This window comes from Bacillus sp. J14TS2 (assembly GCF_018333015.1).
Classification (GTDB): domain Bacteria; phylum Bacillota; class Bacilli; order Bacillales; family Bacillaceae_C; genus Lederbergia.
Genome location: NZ_BORE01000020.1, coordinates 25,203 through 42,682, shown reverse-complemented (window position 1 = coordinate 42,682; position 17,480 = coordinate 25,203). Strand labels below are relative to the sequence as shown.

At 38.0% G+C, this 17,480-nt stretch carries 22 protein-coding genes and 2 pseudogenes; 14 read left to right on the top strand and 10 right to left on the bottom strand.

Annotated features, from left to right (window positions below):
• Nucleotides 1-48 precede the first annotated feature (48 nt).
• The 5 genes from KI375_RS23335 to KI375_RS23315 all read left to right on the top strand — a co-directional run bounded on the left by KI375_RS23335 (nt 49) and on the right by KI375_RS23315 (nt 2,792).
• Entirely contained in the window at nt 49-459 is a 411-nt protein-coding gene (locus KI375_RS23335) for an NUDIX hydrolase (RefSeq protein ID WP_212975790.1), read from the top strand.
• Between the two features lie 246 nt (nt 460-705).
• Nucleotides 706-1,155, top strand: coding sequence for a VanZ family protein (locus tag KI375_RS23330; protein WP_306419864.1), 450 nt, complete (start codon nt 706-708; stop codon nt 1,153-1,155).
• A 49-nt stretch (nt 1,156-1,204) separates the two neighbouring features.
• Complete coding sequence (locus KI375_RS23325) at nt 1,205-1,777, top strand: bifunctional transcriptional activator/DNA repair enzyme AdaA (protein ID WP_212975788.1); 573 nt, start codon at nt 1,205-1,207, stop codon at nt 1,775-1,777.
• A gap of 270 nt (nt 1,778-2,047) precedes the next feature.
• Nucleotides 2,048-2,257 (top strand): alcohol dehydrogenase catalytic domain-containing protein, encoded by a 210-nt coding sequence (locus KI375_RS27725; RefSeq protein WP_306419863.1) that lies wholly within the window; start codon nt 2,048-2,050, stop codon nt 2,255-2,257.
• 313 nt (nt 2,258-2,570) lie between these two features.
• Nucleotides 2,571-2,792 carry a hypothetical protein gene (locus tag KI375_RS23315; protein ID WP_212975787.1) on the top strand — a complete coding sequence of 74 codons (222 nt, stop codon included), beginning with the start codon at nt 2,571-2,573 and terminating at the stop codon, nt 2,790-2,792.
• Between the two features lie 362 nt (nt 2,793-3,154).
• Here the strand turns inward: KI375_RS23315 and KI375_RS28045 are convergent, their stop codons facing one another.
• Entirely contained in the window at nt 3,155-3,241 is an 87-nt protein-coding gene (locus KI375_RS28045) for a putative holin-like toxin (protein ID WP_374706899.1), read from the bottom strand.
• Between the two features lie 173 nt (nt 3,242-3,414).
• Here KI375_RS28045 and KI375_RS27580 point away from each other — a divergent pair.
• Together KI375_RS27580 and KI375_RS27575 are read left to right on the top strand one after the other, a co-directional pair.
• Nucleotides 3,415-3,597 (top strand): annotated as a pseudogene (locus KI375_RS27580) (transposase); the annotation flags it as partial.
• Between the two features lie 29 nt (nt 3,598-3,626).
• On the top strand, nt 3,627-3,821 hold the full coding sequence (locus KI375_RS27575; protein WP_244853009.1) for a hypothetical protein: 195 nt from the start codon (nt 3,627-3,629) through the stop codon (nt 3,819-3,821).
• Between the two features lie 590 nt (nt 3,822-4,411).
• Here KI375_RS27575 and KI375_RS23305 read toward each other — a convergent pair.
• Nucleotides 4,412-5,158: a hypothetical protein gene (locus KI375_RS23305; RefSeq protein WP_212975786.1), complete on the bottom strand. Its 747-nt coding sequence runs from the start codon at nt 5,156-5,158 to the stop codon at nt 4,412-4,414.
• Between the two features lie 357 nt (nt 5,159-5,515).
• Here KI375_RS23305 and KI375_RS28040 point away from each other — a divergent pair.
• Nucleotides 5,516-5,611: pseudogene (locus KI375_RS28040) on the top strand (DUF1659 domain-containing protein); the annotation flags it as partial.
• A 201-nt stretch (nt 5,612-5,812) separates the two neighbouring features.
• Here KI375_RS28040 and KI375_RS23295 read toward each other — a convergent pair.
• The 5 genes from KI375_RS23295 to KI375_RS23275 all read right to left on the bottom strand — a co-directional run bounded on the left by KI375_RS23295 (nt 5,813) and on the right by KI375_RS23275 (nt 9,581).
• Complete coding sequence (locus KI375_RS23295) at nt 5,813-6,148, bottom strand: type II toxin-antitoxin system PemK/MazF family toxin (RefSeq protein ID WP_212975784.1); 336 nt, start codon at nt 6,146-6,148, stop codon at nt 5,813-5,815.
• A complete protein-coding gene (locus KI375_RS23290; RefSeq protein ID WP_244853006.1) occupies nt 6,148-6,423 on the bottom strand; it encodes an AbrB/MazE/SpoVT family DNA-binding domain-containing protein in 276 nt (91 codons plus the stop codon). The genes KI375_RS23295 and KI375_RS23290 overlap by 1 nt, the downstream gene beginning before the upstream one ends.
• A gap of 173 nt (nt 6,424-6,596) precedes the next feature.
• A complete protein-coding gene (locus KI375_RS23285) occupies nt 6,597-7,592 on the bottom strand; it encodes an LLM class flavin-dependent oxidoreductase (protein WP_212975783.1) in 996 nt (331 codons plus the stop codon).
• Nucleotides 7,593-7,713: 121 nt separating this feature from the next.
• On the bottom strand, nt 7,714-8,376 hold the full coding sequence (locus KI375_RS23280) for an NAD(P)-dependent oxidoreductase (protein WP_212975782.1): 663 nt from the start codon (nt 8,374-8,376) through the stop codon (nt 7,714-7,716).
• Nucleotides 8,377-8,390: 14 nt separating this feature from the next.
• Entirely contained in the window at nt 8,391-9,581 is a 1,191-nt protein-coding gene (locus tag KI375_RS23275) for an MFS transporter (RefSeq protein WP_212975781.1), read from the bottom strand.
• A gap of 264 nt (nt 9,582-9,845) precedes the next feature.
• On the opposite strand from KI375_RS23275, the gene KI375_RS23270 reads away from it, so the two are divergent.
• Nucleotides 9,846-10,190 (top strand): MerR family transcriptional regulator, encoded by a 345-nt coding sequence (locus KI375_RS23270; RefSeq protein WP_242698492.1) that lies wholly within the window; start codon nt 9,846-9,848, stop codon nt 10,188-10,190.
• 161 nt (nt 10,191-10,351) lie between these two features.
• On the opposite strand, the gene KI375_RS23265 is transcribed toward KI375_RS23270, so the two are convergent.
• Nucleotides 10,352-11,506: an MFS transporter gene (locus KI375_RS23265; protein WP_207453086.1), complete on the bottom strand. Its 1,155-nt coding sequence runs from the start codon at nt 11,504-11,506 to the stop codon at nt 10,352-10,354.
• Nucleotides 11,507-11,708: 202 nt separating this feature from the next.
• Complete coding sequence (locus tag KI375_RS23260) at nt 11,709-12,452, bottom strand: SDR family NAD(P)-dependent oxidoreductase (protein ID WP_212975780.1); 744 nt, start codon at nt 12,450-12,452, stop codon at nt 11,709-11,711.
• 228 nt (nt 12,453-12,680) lie between these two features.
• Between KI375_RS23260 and KI375_RS23255 the strand changes: the two genes are divergently transcribed.
• The 4 genes from KI375_RS23255 (at nt 12,681) to KI375_RS23240 (ending at nt 15,845) form a co-directional block, all read left to right on the top strand.
• Nucleotides 12,681-13,019 carry a winged helix-turn-helix transcriptional regulator gene (locus KI375_RS23255; RefSeq protein ID WP_207453084.1) on the top strand — a complete coding sequence of 113 codons (339 nt, stop codon included), beginning with the start codon at nt 12,681-12,683 and terminating at the stop codon, nt 13,017-13,019.
• A gap of 94 nt (nt 13,020-13,113) precedes the next feature.
• A complete protein-coding gene (locus tag KI375_RS23250) occupies nt 13,114-13,353 on the top strand; it encodes a hypothetical protein (protein WP_212975779.1) in 240 nt (79 codons plus the stop codon).
• A gap of 14 nt (nt 13,354-13,367) precedes the next feature.
• On the top strand, nt 13,368-13,946 hold the full coding sequence (locus tag KI375_RS23245) for a GNAT family N-acetyltransferase (protein WP_212975778.1): 579 nt from the start codon (nt 13,368-13,370) through the stop codon (nt 13,944-13,946).
• 180 nt (nt 13,947-14,126) lie between these two features.
• The gene (locus KI375_RS23240) at nt 14,127-15,845 is read left to right on the top strand and encodes a multicopper oxidase family protein (RefSeq protein WP_212975777.1); all 1,719 of its coding nucleotides are present in this window, start codon (nt 14,127-14,129) and stop codon (nt 15,843-15,845) included.
• Between the two features lie 71 nt (nt 15,846-15,916).
• Here KI375_RS23240 and KI375_RS23235 read toward each other — a convergent pair whose 3' ends face one another.
• Nucleotides 15,917-16,825, bottom strand: a complete 909-nt coding sequence (locus KI375_RS23235) for a helix-turn-helix transcriptional regulator (protein ID WP_212975776.1) — start codon at nt 16,823-16,825, stop codon at nt 15,917-15,919.
• A gap of 77 nt (nt 16,826-16,902) precedes the next feature.
• On the opposite strand from KI375_RS23235, the gene KI375_RS23230 reads away from it, so the two are divergent.
• On the top strand, nt 16,903-17,358 hold the full coding sequence (locus KI375_RS23230; protein WP_212975837.1) for a VOC family protein: 456 nt from the start codon (nt 16,903-16,905) through the stop codon (nt 17,356-17,358).
• Nucleotides 17,359-17,480: the final 122 nt, after the last annotated feature.

The window sequence follows — 17,480 nt, the reverse complement described above, 5'->3', positions numbered from 1 at the left end:
TCATTCAAGATTGGATGAAAATTAAAAATAAGGAGAGGAGGGGGCAAAATGAAAAGGGTTGATGTAGCATACGTATTTATTTATGATAAAAACGATAAAAAAGTCTTGATGGTGAATAATAAAGGAAGTGGCTGGTCTCTCCCTGGCGGGGCTGTTGAACAAGGTGAAACGTTGGAACAGGCAGCCATTCGCGAGGTAGAGGAAGAAACGAGTTTGAGAATAGAGGTTCAAGATGTTATTGCGGTGAATGAAGCCTTTTTTGAAGAAAAAGAACATCATGCTTTGTTTGTAACATTTAAAGCAGAGATTGTAGGTGGAAAAGTCTCCATACAATACAAAGACGAGATTCTAGAAATCAAATGGGTAGATGTACAAACCGCGAATGAATTAATGCCATATCACCGTGGGGGAGTAGGAAGTCTTTTAAAATCCTCTGCACCTTATACATATCAGGGTTAATTATTAGTAATGATAGGAGCTTCAACAAACGGATTTGAGGAAGAGTCAATTTTACACTATTAATTGATTGACTACACTTTGGACTGCCCTCCCAATCGGAATTAAGATTAATTTAAATATATGTTAATATAGTATCAAAATTTAAAATCAAAATACTCTCGAGTGCATAAACGGCTCATATTGTAAAGTGTTCATGATCAGAAAGGAGTTACTATTTTTTTGAGGTTTCTTTTAAAGTTTATAGTTGTGGTGTTATTGTGTCTTTATCTATGTATACTTTCAAAACAGATATTATTTAAATTCCTACCGTTACAGGTAATTGTAAATCATCTTACATTAAATTTTGAGGGAGAACTTTTTTGGGGTAGGCAAAACTTCATTCCGTTTAAAACTATTTCTTATTATCTTTTTTCAGCAACTGATCTGAGTTCTAGGGTACGGATTGAGAATTTAGCAGGAAATGTAATTGGTTTTATGCCGTTCGGTTTCCTTGTCCCCTTACTATCGAGAAAATTAAACTTAAAGGCTATTACTTTAGCAACTTTTTTCTTGAGTTTAACTTTTGAACTTATCCAACTTATATTTAGGTTGGGGAGTTTTGACGTAGATGATTTAATTTTGAATACCCTTGGAGGCGTACTAGGATACTTGCTTATTTCCTTGATTTTTACTTTCTTACGTTATATAAGGAAATAGGGTATATAAATAACAAGTATAAGAAAAGCCGAGACAGGAGATGAAAGGGATGGTTACTCATACAAAGCTTTCTTTCAATGAAATGATGAAAATTGCTAATAACTGTGACGATTCATATGATGGTCTATTTTTCTACGCAGTGAAAACAACAGGGATTTTTTGCCGCCCATCTTGTAAGTCGAGAAATCCTAATAAGGAAAATATCACCTTTTTTCAAACAGCTGAAGACGCAAGAATAGCCGGTTTTCGACCCTGTAAAAGATGCCAACCGGATATGATCAAGTTCGATCCAATAATGGATATCATAAATGACACAAAAGCATATATTCAAAGACATTACACAGAAAAGCTTACATTGAAACAAATAGCGCAGAATATCGGCATCAGCCCATATCACTTAGGACGGATTTTTAAAAAGCATACATCAAGAACACCACGTTCATACTTAGAGAATATTCGCGTCAGTAAGGCCATCCATCTTTTAAAAAACTTAGATCTATCCATTATGGACATTTGTTATGAAGTAGGATTTCAAAGCTACTCCAGTTTTTATCATGCCTTTCAAAAACAGACACAGTATTCACCTCAACAGTATAGAAATAGTTTTAGCTATGAGCTATGAAGAAAATTAAAAAAGAAAAAACAGAACCTATATTCACTAGTGTTAACAGATTCATTGGCTAATTTCTCATCTGTTTTAATAAAAAAATATATTGAAAAAGGTGAAATAATGTACCAGGAATCACTTGTTTTGTACGGAGAACAGCAACTCGAATGGGTGAAAACGGAAATTCCAACACCCTCCAGGATGATGAAGTTTTCATAAAGACGATCGTTGGAGCAATAAGTATTGGAGCAGAAATCCCTCAGTATATGAACAGTAATTTAGCGGATAAACCTCCCTTATATCCCAATTGAAACAGGATATGAAAGTTATGGTGAAGTAGTATCTATTGGTGAAAACGTAAGGAAATTAAAAGTTGGAGATAGAGTAATAGCTTTTTACGGACATAAAGATTTTAATATAGTAAAAGAAAATGAAATAATACTAGTTCCTAAAGATATAAACTGCAGGGATGCTTTACTAACGATTTTATCCTGAGATGCTGCTAAGGGAGTTATGAAACTTAAACCAAAGCCCAGTGATAAAGTATTCGTTAGCGGTACGGGGACAATGGGGATTTTAGCGGTATATTTTTTAAGACAAAAGTAGATATTATTGAGCCTAAAATATCAAGAGCACAACATGCTTTATTGTTAGGAGTAAATAGCGTTATAGAGAATGATGATACAAGCTATGAAAATAAATATACATATGGCATTGAATGTTCATCGTATAATAACGCATTTGAAAAATTGCAGAAGGCTGTGACTAAAAATGGCTCTATTTGCATACTTTCAGACGGAAATCAGGAATGCAACCTGAATCTTATAAGAGGGAATTAAACATTGTAGGATCTAGTGATGGTTGGGACTATCACAAACACTCTGAATGGCATTTTAATCAAATTAGGAAGAATCACTTGTCTTTAGACAAGCTATTTGAGCTGGAAATTCATAAGGAAGAGTTAATCCATTGTTTTGCAGATCTGGCAAATGGAAAGGCTGATCCAATAAAAGTATTAGTTAAATATTAACATGCTTTTAGAATCTTTATCTTGTCCTGACGGATTATAAGCGAAATACACTCAATTGCATTGTCATTAGAGAGGGAGCAGTAATGAAAAAGTTGACAAGTACAGTTTTAGGTTGTTCACTAATCCTCTATGGTAGCAGGTTTTTACATTGGCTGTGTTCGCAGTGAAAATTCTGTTAAAGCATTGTTTTCTTTTTAAGAAAAAAAGGGTATAATGTAATTAGAAATGAATATATTAAAAACGACTGAAGGTGCTACAACACCTTCAGCCTACACAATAGCTCGGTTCCCTGCAAGGGGGATCAGCACGAATGTTAGATGAATAAAATCCACCGAAACGAGCCGTGAACTCAAGGGTGGATTTTATTTTTTGGTATTTTTATCTGACATAATCGCAACAATTAACGCTCCGAAACTCACCATCAGCATTAACGATTCTGCAATTGTCATAAGGCATCACCCCCTTTCGGGAGTGTGCCGACCACCCTTGAGCTAACCAATATGCTATTGTCCTCTAATTATACCATTTGAACAAGATTGAATACATTTATTTTCTATATAGTAATACCCTATTTTTTCACTTGAATAAAGAAATCAACAGACAGTAGCTCGCGAAGGGAATAAGATTTCCATTATCTGCAATGGCCGAAGAGATCAGTGATCTCTATCGAAATCGGTGGCAAATTGAGTTGTTCTTCAAATGGATCAAACAACATCTTGTCCTGAAGACGTTATATGGAAAAGGAAAAAATGCGGTCTATAATCAGATTTATATTGCGATGATTCCCTACTGTTTAACATTACTCATGAAGAAGAAAGTAGGCTGCAAAGTGAAATGCTAAACGTTATTAGTGATTATTGGTCAAAGCCTATGGTTGAGCTTATTTCAGAGTTGTGTAAAGAACCAGAGCGATCTTCTAATGGTCGACGAAGGCTTGAACATCAGCGGATTTTTGAAGGAACTCTCGCACAATATGAATTTGGAGATATTTTCTATTTGGAGGAACTAACTGACGATCCAATCATTTGAGTCCATGTACATCTCCCATTCGGTTGATTGGAGTGGAAGTCGGCGACTCCTGCGGGAATAGCTTGAGCGGAAGGCCCCACAGGCGCGATAGCGGCGAGGAGACTGAAGCCAAGCCCGCGGAAAGCGTCCGACTGGAGCGGAAATCAACATGGTTCGGATTTTAATACTACATTGTCTACTGGCCACCCTTTCACACTCATCACCAACCTTGTTATTTATACATCTATCGAAGAATGACAGTTCCTGATTGATGCAGAATTCAGATAAAGTGAAACTTGAATCAGTGGGGGTTTTCTTTCATCCCCCACTGATTTTAGAAGATCAAAGGCTAAATTCGCGACGTCCTGTCGGCAGGCTCAAAGCACGACATCCTGTCGTTTCGCCCGCACTAGTACGTCCTGTACGTCGCAACGCCTTTGTGACCAACTTCCTTTCGGCCCGAACAAATCGGGCTTTTACTGGCTGTTGATCCCCCACTTATAATTCTAGGTTTTTTTCCACGAATTCTTGAAGTGGGGGTCTTACAGCCAGTTAATGCGGGAGAAAACCTGAAAAGAATTGTCAACATACTGGTGCCGATGAAGTTACTATTAAGCATAAGAAAAAGTCGTTTTCTTTTGTTTTTGATATTTTTCCTGAATTTCCTGTAATCTCCGTTTTTTTGCAAGCATCTCGGCATTCCATTCTTGTGTGATCCCAGCTGCGTTTTTATGCTCTTCGTGTTGAAACCAATCAGGTACTTTTTCCGTCCGAATAATCTTTCGCTTTGATTCGGTTGTGTTGGCTTTTTGATTGGTTAATAAGATTTTATATGCATATTTCCAAGCGAAAATCGCACGCTCGGCTGTTGCTTCTATGGCTTGTAAAATTTGCTTAAGCGAAAAGGTTTTGCAAGCATGTGTTAATTCTTCTATTTGGGACACGTGAAGGGGGAAAAAATCCAATTTCTTAAGTTGTTTCTCAACGATGGTTACTTTTTCTTGGATGTCCTCAGCTTCATCAGTTTCTGGTTTCTCTTCTGCTGTTTTTTCTTGTACAAAACATTGGCATCCCTTCTCACTAAGGGTATACCAATTTGTACGATCATAGCGATGTTTCCCGTGCTGCTCCATTTGAATAAGGCCCTGTCTTTTCAAAGAAGCAAAGGTTCGTTTAATGGTTGCGATTGACCAAAAAGAAAAGTCCTCTTGCCATTCTTCATAGGTACGCTCGATCCACACCCGTCCGTCCAAAGGTGTTCCTTCTTTTTCAACACGTTCGTTGAGCTTCTCCAATACAATACTTTCGTTCAAGCCAATTGTTTTTGCTAACTCTTTTCCAAATGCGATTTTCTGCATTTTGCATCCCTCCTATCCCTCATATAGTTCCGATCGAGGCAAAAGGACACCTTATTTAATATTATTTTTTATGATTTATAAAATCTTTTAAGATCAAGTACTCAAAGAGGAGGGCAAAGTGATCTGTTCTAAAGGTTTGGTGCATATTTCCCGAGTGGATCAATTTGAATTCACCGAAAGATACAAGGGATACAGAACGAAAATGCTTTCAACGTTTTGTTTTTATTTTAGTGTTTTTCACTTTGGATAAGATTTTGTTCACACTAAAAAATTCTAAACAAGATATCCTTTTTTCGATTCCTCCCTATATAAAAAGCGAAAACGGTCGTGAACATGGCATAAGCCGTTTTAGAAGCATCCAAAATGAAGCTTGTCTTTAATTATGGATTGTACGAGGATAATAAGCCCGGCTATAAAACGAAAACATTTAATCGGATTCGTCTTCAAGCATGAGTGGATCAACATTAGAATATATATAACGACTATGAAGGTACTACCATACTAATGATTCTTTGGTGGAGGCTTTATACAGAAGAATGAATGTGAGAGCAGGGGGAATCGAATTCTTTTTCACTTTAGCTTAATCGGCTGCTTTATGTAGTATGTTTGTCTATTATTTAGAAAGATAAAGCGTAAATCAAACTGTAGTTCTAATCATTCTAAAGATAAAAAAGTATGGATTCGTTTGATACATGTATGAACAGTGCTTTCTGGTGCCTGTCCAACAACTCTAACATTTCGGGAATGACAATCCATGCTTTTCGGTTGGTCAGTTAAAATAACCCCTTCAACTTCCAACCCTTCTGGCAATTCAACTTCAAAAGGATATCCCTTCTTTTGCCTGGTGATCGGACAAACAACAGCAAAATGAGTACGGCTATTAAATATTTCTTTTGATAATACGATTGCAGGGCGATATCCTGCTTGTTCATGACCTGATTGTGGGTCAAATTGCATAAACACAATATCACCCTTTTTCAATGATACCATTACAACAATTCCCTTCCCATTGGTCGCTTGAAATATTCCTCATGCCTGTTTTCGTCAGTAATTCTATCTAACAATTCCTCAAGTGTTGGGTCTTTTTCCACGATTGGCTTTAAAATAATTCCATTTTCTCCGTCAGCTTCTATTTGGATTTCCGTTCCATCATGAACATTGTATTTTTGAGCTATTCTATGCGGAATACGAACACCAACACTATTTCCCCATTTCGTTGCTTTTGTGGTCATTCTCAAATCCCCTTTATGACTATTTGCCTTCATGATATCACACCTTTTCAACTTTGTATATATAGTAGTATATACACAATTGATCTTTTTGATACATGACCATTAGGATTAAATTCAATGTATGAAAAGCATATTATGTTTGAGTATCACAAAGGCTAATGATTCAAGCAATCCCTTATTAATGAATGCTATAATTCGTATACTTTTTATAAGAGTAGCTTTTCCGCCAGTAATCGATAAGATTTTTTCTTTGCTTCAAAGTCAAAGATATTCGTAATGATCATGAATTCATCTGTTTGATACACGTCTTGTAGAGCAGTTAATTGTTCCTTGACTGTTTCAGGTGTTCCGACAATACAACGATTGCGGTTCTGCTTTATAATGGTTAATTCTTCATCATTAAATGCCTGCTTACGAATATCATCTTTTGGCAATACCTTTGTACCCAAACCTTTCCCAACATTTAGCAACCATTTATCCTGGGTTAATGCCAATTCTTCTGCTTCTTCTTCTGTTTCAGCACAAACAACAAAAATGCATACGATCGATTGAGCTTCTTTCATACTGATAGAAGGAGAAAAATGCTCCTGGTACGTTTTTAATGCTGCTCTGCCATGTTTTGGGTCAATAAAATGACCAAAAACAAAGCCGAGTCCCATGTCTGCTGCATTTTTGGCCGAGCGTTCCGATAATCCTAACATCCAAAGAGGTGGAACATTTTCTATTCGTGGTCCCGCTTTTACCATCCGAAATGCATGATCACGTGGTAGGGAATTATGTAAAAATCCCTGTAAATCAGCCACCTGCCTTGGGAAATCATCAAGGCTTTTATTTTGGTTATCTGTTAATGCGGATCGTGTTAGTGGAGAACCGCCTGGGGAGCTGCCTACACCAATATCTATACGGTTTGGAAAAAAGCCGGCTAATGTCTTTGCATTTTCCGCAATTTTATATGGGCTGTATTGTGGTAGAAGGATGCCGCCAGAGCCGACACGAATCTGATTTGTTACTGAGGCAATTCTCGTCATCATAATTTCAGGTGAGGAACTGGCAAGTCCATTGCTGTTATGATGTTCTGCAACCCAGTAGCGATGATAGCCAAGCTTTTCAGTCCATTGAGCTAACTCTAATGTATGTTGTAATGTCTGTTCTGGGCTATCTCCTTTTGGTACAGGTGCTTGGTCTAATACACTTAATTTCATCCTTTATCCAACCCTTTTTTGTACATTTATGCTTTTAGAGTAAATCTAAATATGAAAAATATCAAATTACTATTACTTTGGTTTTTAAGTGGACAAGTATTGAAAGCAATTGCCTCTACTATTATTGTGTAACGCCTGCAACAAGGTATACTCCTTTCCAACGCTCTATGACCGCATCACATACTGCCGTTGCAAAGTCTTCATAGCTGATATTTTTCTGCAAAAACTCCGTTTCATCGTTTGCAGCTTCCCAGCGCTGGTAAGCTCCAACACGTAATCCGTCAGGAATATAGGCTGGTGGTGGAATTAAGTAAGCCCATGATGCCGAGGCAGGTAATACTTCCAAGTAATCACGTAATCTAGTATGCGCTCTTCCTCTTGGTAATGTGCGTTGCGGAAAAGTAATGTCTTGCCAAAATCGTTTGCCATTCTTCATTTTTAGACTGCCGGCTCCACCAACCGTAATAGTTAGCAAGTTTTTTCTGCAAGAAACAGCTTTTCGAATCCGTTTGTCAAGGTCAACCAAGGCGGTTTCAGGAATATCTCCACGCATTCGGATGGCATTGACAATAACATCAGCTTTCTCTGCGGCATGTTGCAAGCTAGAGATATTATTAATATCTACAACGCTTGTCTGAATAGGGTATCTCGTCTTTGGCAGTCTCGACATATCACTAGCCTGACGCAATCCTGCAATAATTTGAATATCCTTATATTCTAATAATTGCTGTAAGACGGAGACACCTGTACGTCCAGTTGCCCCTAAAATAAGTACGTTTGTCATCAATACTCTACTCCTTAAACTAGACGTTCATTTTTTATACAAAACGAGATGATCAAGCTGATACCAAGCAGCAAGGCCAGGCATACAAAAGCCATCCCGTAACTTGCGATCTTTAATAGAAATACAGCAATTATCGGACCAAGACTCGCGCCGATAAATAAAATAAATGTGTAAAGTGAAACAGCTGCTCCATGATTTTTCCCGCCAAGTTGGCCTACTAAAGAGATAAGGGTTGGCACGGTTAACGCAATCCCAGTCACAAAGACGATACTCATCAAAACTAAGAATACTAAATGGGAACTGATTCCAATGATTAAAGAACCTATCACTGCAATAATCAGCGCTCCGCGTAAAATGTTCATTAAGCCAAATTGATTGGTCAACTTTCCTGCAAATGGAGCAAATAGCATTCCAATGATTCCGATGATCCGAACATAAAGAATCCCATCCGAACTCATTGTAAATTCCTCTGTCAAATATTCACCGAGAATCGTATAAAAAGCCACAAAAGTGAGTAGTAGAGTAATAGCGATACTGTATACCTGGATCAAGCTTTTATCGGTTAATAAACGATAAAATTGGGTGAGCATGAGCTTCAGGTTGTTTTCAGCTTGCCCGATAGCTGTCTTTGGAAGCAGAGAAAGTACCAATAAAGTCGTTATGAGATAGATCCCACCAAAGTAATAAAAAACACTTTGCCAATTAAATTGTTGGCTAATGTAACTACTGAATATTTGACCAACAATCGCAGAGATTAAAAAACTAGAGCTGATAAATCCGATGGTGGTTACTCTTTTTACAGGAGGAAACTTATCCACTACATAAGCAATGGCAACTGGTGCAAAGCATGCCGCGGCAAACCCTTGAAAAGAACGCCAGACAATGACCCAAGCCAAGGAGCTAAAGATAGGTAATATAAAAGTCACCAACGTCAACAATAACAAACCGGTTACGATAACTTGTTTTCTACCATATCGATCAGACAGGGGACCAGTAAACAAGCTTCCGATTGCATAGCATAGAGAGAAAGCACTTCCTGTCCAAGCTACATTTGTCATGCTGGTATGAAAATCTTCACTAAATATCGACATGAGTGGAATGGTTAAATAATTGCTGGCTACGACTACTAATCCACACCAAAATAAAACAGCAGTTAATAAGGAGTATTTCGGCTGTGGACTACTAATTTCTTTATTCAAATCCATAAATTAATCTCCTTTGTGAAGTTTATTTTCCCTGTTTGTAAAATATTTATATAGATTGTAATTTATTTACAATTAAAAGTCAATCGTTTATTTGTAGGTTAACTACTTCTATTGTAAAATGGTTACAATAGAAGATGTGGATATAATCAAACTTGAGGCTGCCTTGATCCCACTGAATAAGGCTAAGTTTAGTTATTAGGTTCCAAGATAATGATATGCGTTGATTGCATGAGTTGAAACAATATCTAAGATGGAGCGAGGAGAATGGAATTGAATGAAGATGCGCAAAAGTTAAGTGCTCTATTGGATTTTGATTTATTGAAAAAGTTAGTAGTAGGAATTGGGGAAGTATCCGAAATTACGGGGATTCCAACACGCAAAATTCGTTATTGGGAGGAAAAGGGAGCCATTCAATCTGAATCTGCTACGGAAGGTTCGACACGCAGATATAATTATTTAAACGTGAAAAAAATGCTTCTCATTCAGGAAATGATTGACGAAGGTTTTACATTGGATGCAGCGATTAAAAAAGTAGAAAAAAGAATGGTTACCTTAAACGAGGCCTTTCGCAAGTTGGCAGATACGGTCCCGGATGAAGATAAAGAATAACCGACAGTGGATAGGGAAGAGGCTGGGACATAACTGCTAGGGTGCATATATCCGCTCCGGAAACATACTTTGCTTTTCGCGGGTGAGTGGCAAGCCCCCTCAGGTGGGGTCTTGCCTAGCTCTTACTTCCCGCAGGAGTCTACGTATATTTTTCTTCGCTACTATGCCTTCTGCTGTATATTACCCCGAATAGCCGGAAGCAAGGTAACGAGACCGATCATTGCTAGTATAACACCGACCCACAAAGGGGAAGTGAGTCCGAACCCTGCATCAATTGTCACCCCACCGACAGAGGAACCAATCATCAGACCAAGATTAATCATGGAATTATTCACCGTGGCTACTAATGTTCCGGTATTAGAAACAGTGATAACCCGCTTTGCCATAGCCGGATTCAAGGACACGCCAACTAAACCGATAATCATAACAGCGACAACAGCGATGACTGGAATTTCTGCAAAGAGTCCAAATAGAATTAAAGCAGCTGTCAGAATGAATAATCCAACTGTCATGGTAGGCATCATATACAAGTCTGCAAATCTGCCAACAGTAATATTACCAATAACGGTTGCTACACCATAGATTCCCAAAATAAAGGGAACGACCCCTGGACTAAATCCTGTGACGTCGGTCAAGATTGGCGTAAAATAGCTAAATGCGGCAAAGGTAGCACCTATAATAAAGACATTCGTCGTATAGGCAGCCCATAAATGATAGTTTTTAAAGGAACTAAGCTCTTTCTTGACACTAATACTTTCTTTTTCCTGTGATTCAAGAGTGGGAAGAAAGAATTGTACAAATACTGCTGCTACAAATACCAAGGCAACTACAGCCCAAAAGCTAGCACGCCAGCCTAGATACAAATTAAATGCCATAGCAAATGGGACTCCAGCAGCAGTAGCGATCATTAAACCGCCTAATACAACAGAGGCTGCTCGTGCGCGTAAATGAGCAGGGACGAGTTGATAGGCGAGTGACATGGCTGTTCCAAACGTTGCGGAAGAAGCAATTCCTTGTATAACGCGTGCTACCACCATCACTTCATAATTAGGGGAGATGGCAGCAATTGTCTGTCCAATGAGAAATACGAGCGTTAAAGCCATTAATCCTTTCTTTAATGGAACTTTTAGTAAAGCAATGGTTAGGATTGGTCCACCTACAATCATCCCTATTGCATAAGCTGAAATAAGGTAACCAATTGCAGCAATAGATACGCCAAATTCCTCTGATAAAGAAGGCATTATTCCAGCTACCATAAATTCGGATGTCGTTTGTGAAAAAATAAGAAAACCTAGGATGAAAACTACAAAAGGCAATTGTATCAACTCCAAATTTATGTTCGTTATTTACTGAATAGTACAAAAATATATAATGTAATAAACTTCATCTTCAAACCGAGAAAATCGGCAAGTTTTTTCACCAATGGAAAACCTGAATTCGCAGGATTTCCTCCGCTAAGGTAATACGTTGCTTGTCTTTGGCCTCTTTGCTAGTCACGCATGAAATACACTTAACATTTTATGCGCCAAATCCGCCATCCACTGCTATATTTGCTCCTGTAATAAATCGTCCTCTTTCACTGGCTAAAAAAGCGACCATTTCTGCAATATCTGTCCCTTCCCCGTAATAATCTAGTGCAAGTAACTTTATCTTATCCTCTGCATTGGGACTGTCGGCTGGGTTCATATCTGTATTGGTGGAGCCTGGATCGACAACATTGACGGTTATATCACGGGAACCCACATCACGCGCAAGTCCTTTCGTAAAACCAATCAACGCTGATTTACTCATAGAATAAAGACTAAGACCCGGTTTAGGTACGTGATGGGCAAAGCAAGAACCAATCGAAATAATTCGTCCTCCTGCTTTTAAGTGTTTTAGTGCTGCTTGTGAAGCCAAAAACACGCCTCGTACATTTACTTCCAGTGTGCGATTCAACTCTTCCAGGGTAACATCCTCTGGTGAGCCAGCCGGAAACACACCTGCATTATTGACTAGAATATCAAGCTGATTTAATTCTGTTACAGTTTGTTCGACTGCCTCTTTGATTCCTTTTGGATTCCCACTATCAGCTTGTATAGCGATTCCTTGTCGACCTAGTGCACGAATTTCCGCTAATACCTCCTGCGCTTTTTCTTGTGCATGCACATAAGTAAAGGCCACATTTACCCCTTCCACAGCCAACTTTTTTACAATTGCCGCTCCAATCCCTCGACTTCCACCAGTAACAAGAGCGACTTTATTTTTTAACGTTGAAGTCATTGATTTATCCTCCTCTGATTATGTCGATACCTTTCATTATGGAGGCCAGGATTCCACTTGAAAAGTAGACATATTTTTCATACTTAGTATGGTAAAAGATACAAATGAACCCCCACCTGGTGTACAGCTTCTTATTTTTTATTACTTTTTATCCTTTCCATGGTATGATTAACATACTTAGTATGAAATAGTGACCATTAGCTCGTACTTTAAAGGAGGAAGATTGTTTTGGAAGATCTATCAAAATTCGGAATTGTTTCCGCACTTCGAGCAATTGGTGGTAAATGGAAGCCGCATGTATTATTTATCCTTTTAGAAAAAGGTACAAAACGCTTTGGGGAATTAAGAAGTTTAATGCCTGAAATAACGCAGGGGGTACTAACACAACAACTTAGGGAACTGGAAAAAGACGGACTAGTCACTCGAGTTGTTTATCAGGAAATTCCACCAAAGGTAGAATATTCTTTATCAACCCATGGAAAATCATTGGAACATATTTTACGAGATATGTGTGCATGGGGTTTTACTCATGAGGAATTTATCGAGAAGAATAAACAATCTTCATAGAATATACAGTAAATATCATAATGAAAAAGCAGCTACCCTCCATATAACCGCTGCTTTTTCGGTCTATTTAAGTGTTTAAAAGGATGTGAGCGATATGAGGCTATACGATAAACCAATTAAGGCATATTTGCATAACGAATTAAGTGCTGTTGAGGAACATGACGGTGAACTTATTTATTTTTTTGAAAAAGGGTATGTGACTGTTCTTGGTGAGTTTGAATGTGAGAAGTATGTCGGAGGAACGGCTTGTATTATTTTTAATCAGGAAGATGTTATATCTGTTGGAAAAGGGATGCTGCGATTGGTTGACGATTTTTCACAAAATAGAACATAAAAGAGGTATCAATTATGTTAGAAACGAATCGACTTATTTTACGTGAATTTGAAGAAAATAGGCAAGATTACCAAGCACTTTATTCAATTATGTCTGATGAAGAGGTGAATAAATATTTGCCTTGGTATCCCTTTAAATCGATTAAGGATGCTGAAGAATTTTATAATAAGCAACTTCTTCCCAAATATCAAAATGAATCTGGTTATCATTTTGCTATTTGTTTAAAGGAAAACAATATCCCCATCGGCTATGTTACAGTCAGCAGTGACTCCAATCATGATTTTGGCTACGGGCTTGAAAAAGCTTTTTGGAGTAGAGGGATTGTGACAGAGGCTTCTGAAAAAATAATTGAGTTCTTAAAATCAAAAGAATGGAAGTATATTACGGCTACCCATGATGTCCATAATGTAGCTAGTGGGAAAGTTATGCAAAAGCTAGGGATGGAATATAAATATTCGTATAAGGAACAGTGGCAGCCAAAGGATATTCTTGTTACCTTCAGAATGTATCAATTAAATCTAGATGGTGTTCATGATCGGGTTTATAGAGCATATTGGGAAAAATACCCTGAACATTTTATTGAAGAGGTATAAAGTTTTAATAGCTCTAATTTGGAAACTGCGGTTATTTTCTGAGCAAGACAATATCTAAATGTCCCATCAAGCGTAACAAACATGTAGTTGATTTATGCAAAATAATTTTCATATTCATTTTCCACACATCGTACAGTCTTTCCGCATTCTATATAGGGAATGCGGAAAGGAGCTGGGGAGATGGCTTTAACAAAGTTTGTGGATAAACTGCCGATTATTCCAATACATAAACCAATTGGAACGTATGAAGGGATTCCATATTATGAGGTGTCTATGCGACAGATACAGCAGAAACTGCATCGTGATTTGCCGCCGACGACTGTTTGGGGATATAACGGTATCTACCCTGGTCCAACATTCGAAGCAATCAGGAATCAGCCAATCTATGTGAAATGGAAGAATAAGCTTCCCTTTGAGCATCTCTTACCTGTTGATCGAAGTATAATGGGTGCTGGAACCGACCAGCCTTCCGTTCGTACGGTTGTTCATTTACACGGGGGACGTAATCGACCTGAAAATGATGGTTCACCTGATGCATGGTTTACCCGTGACTTTGGAAAAAAAGGGCCGAATTTTGTTAAAGAAATCTACTATTATCCAAATTGTCAGCGTCCTGCAACTCTTTGGTATCATGATCATGCCCTGGGGATCACACGTCTGAATGTCTATGCCGGATTATCTGGTTTTTATATCCTCCGTGATCAGCAAGAAGAGGCCTTGAATCTGCCAAGCGGCGAGTATGAAATCCCTTTGCTGATTCAAGACAAGTCTTTTTATCCTAATGGTGAACTTTATTATCCTGCTAAACCAGATGAACCACCGACACCTGCACCCAATTCACCACCTATGCCCAATCCCTCAATTGTCCCAGAGTTTTTTGGTGATACCATTTTAGTTAATGGCAAGATTTGGCCTTATCTCGAAGTAGATCCTCGTAAATATCGTTTTCGCATCCTAAATGGATCTAATGCTCGTTTTTATAACCTAGGGTTAAGCAATGGGCAAAAGTTTATTCAAATTGGTACAGACGGTGGCTTACTAGAGTCCCCAATCGAAGTAAATACGGTTCTGCTTTCTCCTGCAGAGCGTGTCGATATTATAATTGACTTTTCTAAAAATAAAGGTGACCATATTATTCTCACCAATAGTGCGAATGCGCCTTTTCCGGGAGAAAGTGGTGATGCACCGACAGCTGATACCTCACAAATTATCGAGTTCCGAGTTAGAGAGAATCAGAAAATTGATGATTCAAGTATAATTCCCTCAAAATTAAGCTGTATGGAAATATTAAATCCTATAGAATCTTCTTATACTCAAGTGAACACATTAGATGAGGATACGGATGAATATGGACGTCCAATCCAATTGCTCAATAAAATGATGTGGGGAGAGCAGCCGATCACAGAGACACCTTCAAACGGTAAAATTGAAATTTGGGAGTTTTACAACACGACCAATGATTCGCATCCGATTCATCTGCATCTCATCCATTTTCAAATCCTCGACCAAGCGACATTTAGTGGAAATCCACTTCATCCAGAAAACCCAAAAGAACCGCTGGTAATAGGAGAACGAATCCCACCTTTGCCAAATGAACGTGGCTGGAAAGATACGGTACGTGTTGATCCAGGAATGGTCACACGGATTATTGCTCGCTTTGGTCCTTACACCGGAATCTACCCATGGCATTGCCATATGCTTGAACATGAAGACCATGATATGATGCGGCCCTATGAAGTGTTGAAGAACCCAGCGTTTGATCCATGTGTGTCGATTCCGTCAGTATGTGTAGATGATTCTTTTGCACAATGCTTTCATGATGGAATCTGTCGAGACTATTGTAAGGACTCCGCTGACATCATAGTGAAAATAGGAGATCGGATAATAAAAAAGTTTTGATGGGGGAGACAGTGAAAGAGGGGTGAAATCAGGGTATATCCATACTAAATAGAGAAACCAACTATGATCTTCTATTTGTAAATTTTCACTGTCTCCTCCAAAAAATTTACATATTTAGCAATAAAGTCTGTTGGCTCTATAATTTTAACTTTATTGCCGAATCCTGCTAAAAACTGGTAGGCAAATTGATTTTCAGGTAATTCAATAGTCGCAAGATAGCTTCTTGGGGTCACTTTTGTAACGACAGTTTTTCCGTATCTCTCGATAAATTGATCTCTTACAGCAACATCTATCAATAGCTGTACACTAACCATATTCGGCTGTTTATTATGTTGCCTTTCTTCCTCCAATACCTTTTCAGGCCTTGGAACAAAAAAACCATCTTTTTCGATATTTGTTATCCTCGTCAATTTAAAGGTTCGGTAGTCTTCCCGTTCTAAACTATAACCATAAAGATACCAATGCATTTCACTTAAACGCAGCATATAGGGTTCTACAACTCTATTTGTGATGTCCCCTTTTTGGTCTACATACTCAAACTTTAATAACCAATTACTTTTAATTGCTTGTTGGATAAATAAAATATCTTCTTTAATTTGACTTCTTCCTGCCCATTCATAAAAAGTTAAATCCATCTTTGGATCTATATCTGTGCTGGTCATTCCTTTGATTTTTTGAATAGTCGTTTGAATTTCTTGATTCGTAATCAGTTGCTCGAAACCACCTAAAGCTACGAGGATATTTTCAATATCTTTGTTAGTTAATAATCGTTTATCGAATTTATACTCTTCCATTAGTGTATATCCGCCTTCAGCACCATATTTCGCATAAATAGGGATGTTTGCATAACTTAGTGTTTCCATATCACGCTGAATTGTTCGTCTTGTTACATGAAAAAGTTGACTAAACTCTGATGCCGAAACAACTTCTTTTTGTAACAAGATCATCACGATCGAGATAAGTCGCTCAATTTTTTTCATATTCCCCTCCTATATACGACATACAGTTGTCACCTATGTGCTATTATACTGCAAATATGAAAAGGAGGAAATAAATGATGAAAGCAATAACTTATCTACAATTTGCTGGAAAAGCAGAAGAAGCGTTAGCCTTTTATGAAAAGGCGTTACAAGCAACAAGTGTAAAAAAGGTGAGGTTCGGTGCTTTTGGTCAAGACCCAAACGCTCCATTAACGGAAGAAGAACAAAACATGATTATGGAATCTTGTATCGAGTTTTCAGGAAATATTTTAATGCTTTCCGATGTTCCGCCCTCTATGCAAGCTGTGACAGGTGAAGTTGTAAAGGGAAATGCTCTCCTAATTAGTATTATTGATGCTGATCCAGAAATGAATAAACCAATTTTTGAAAAGCTTTCAGAAGGTGGTACTGTGATCATGCCATTATCTTCTACTCCATGGTCAGCTAGTTTTGGAATGTTAATCGATAAATTTGGTATAATGTGGAAGTTTAATAGTGAAGCAAGTAAATTTCTAGAAGGTTTCGTAAGTTGAATTTGTATTATGGGGTTAGGACTTTCTAATAGTTAACGGAGACATTATTAATAGACCCTGAAGTTCCTTTGTGAGTAGGAATTTCAGGGTTGAACTCTTATTAAAGTCCCTATAATTGAAGA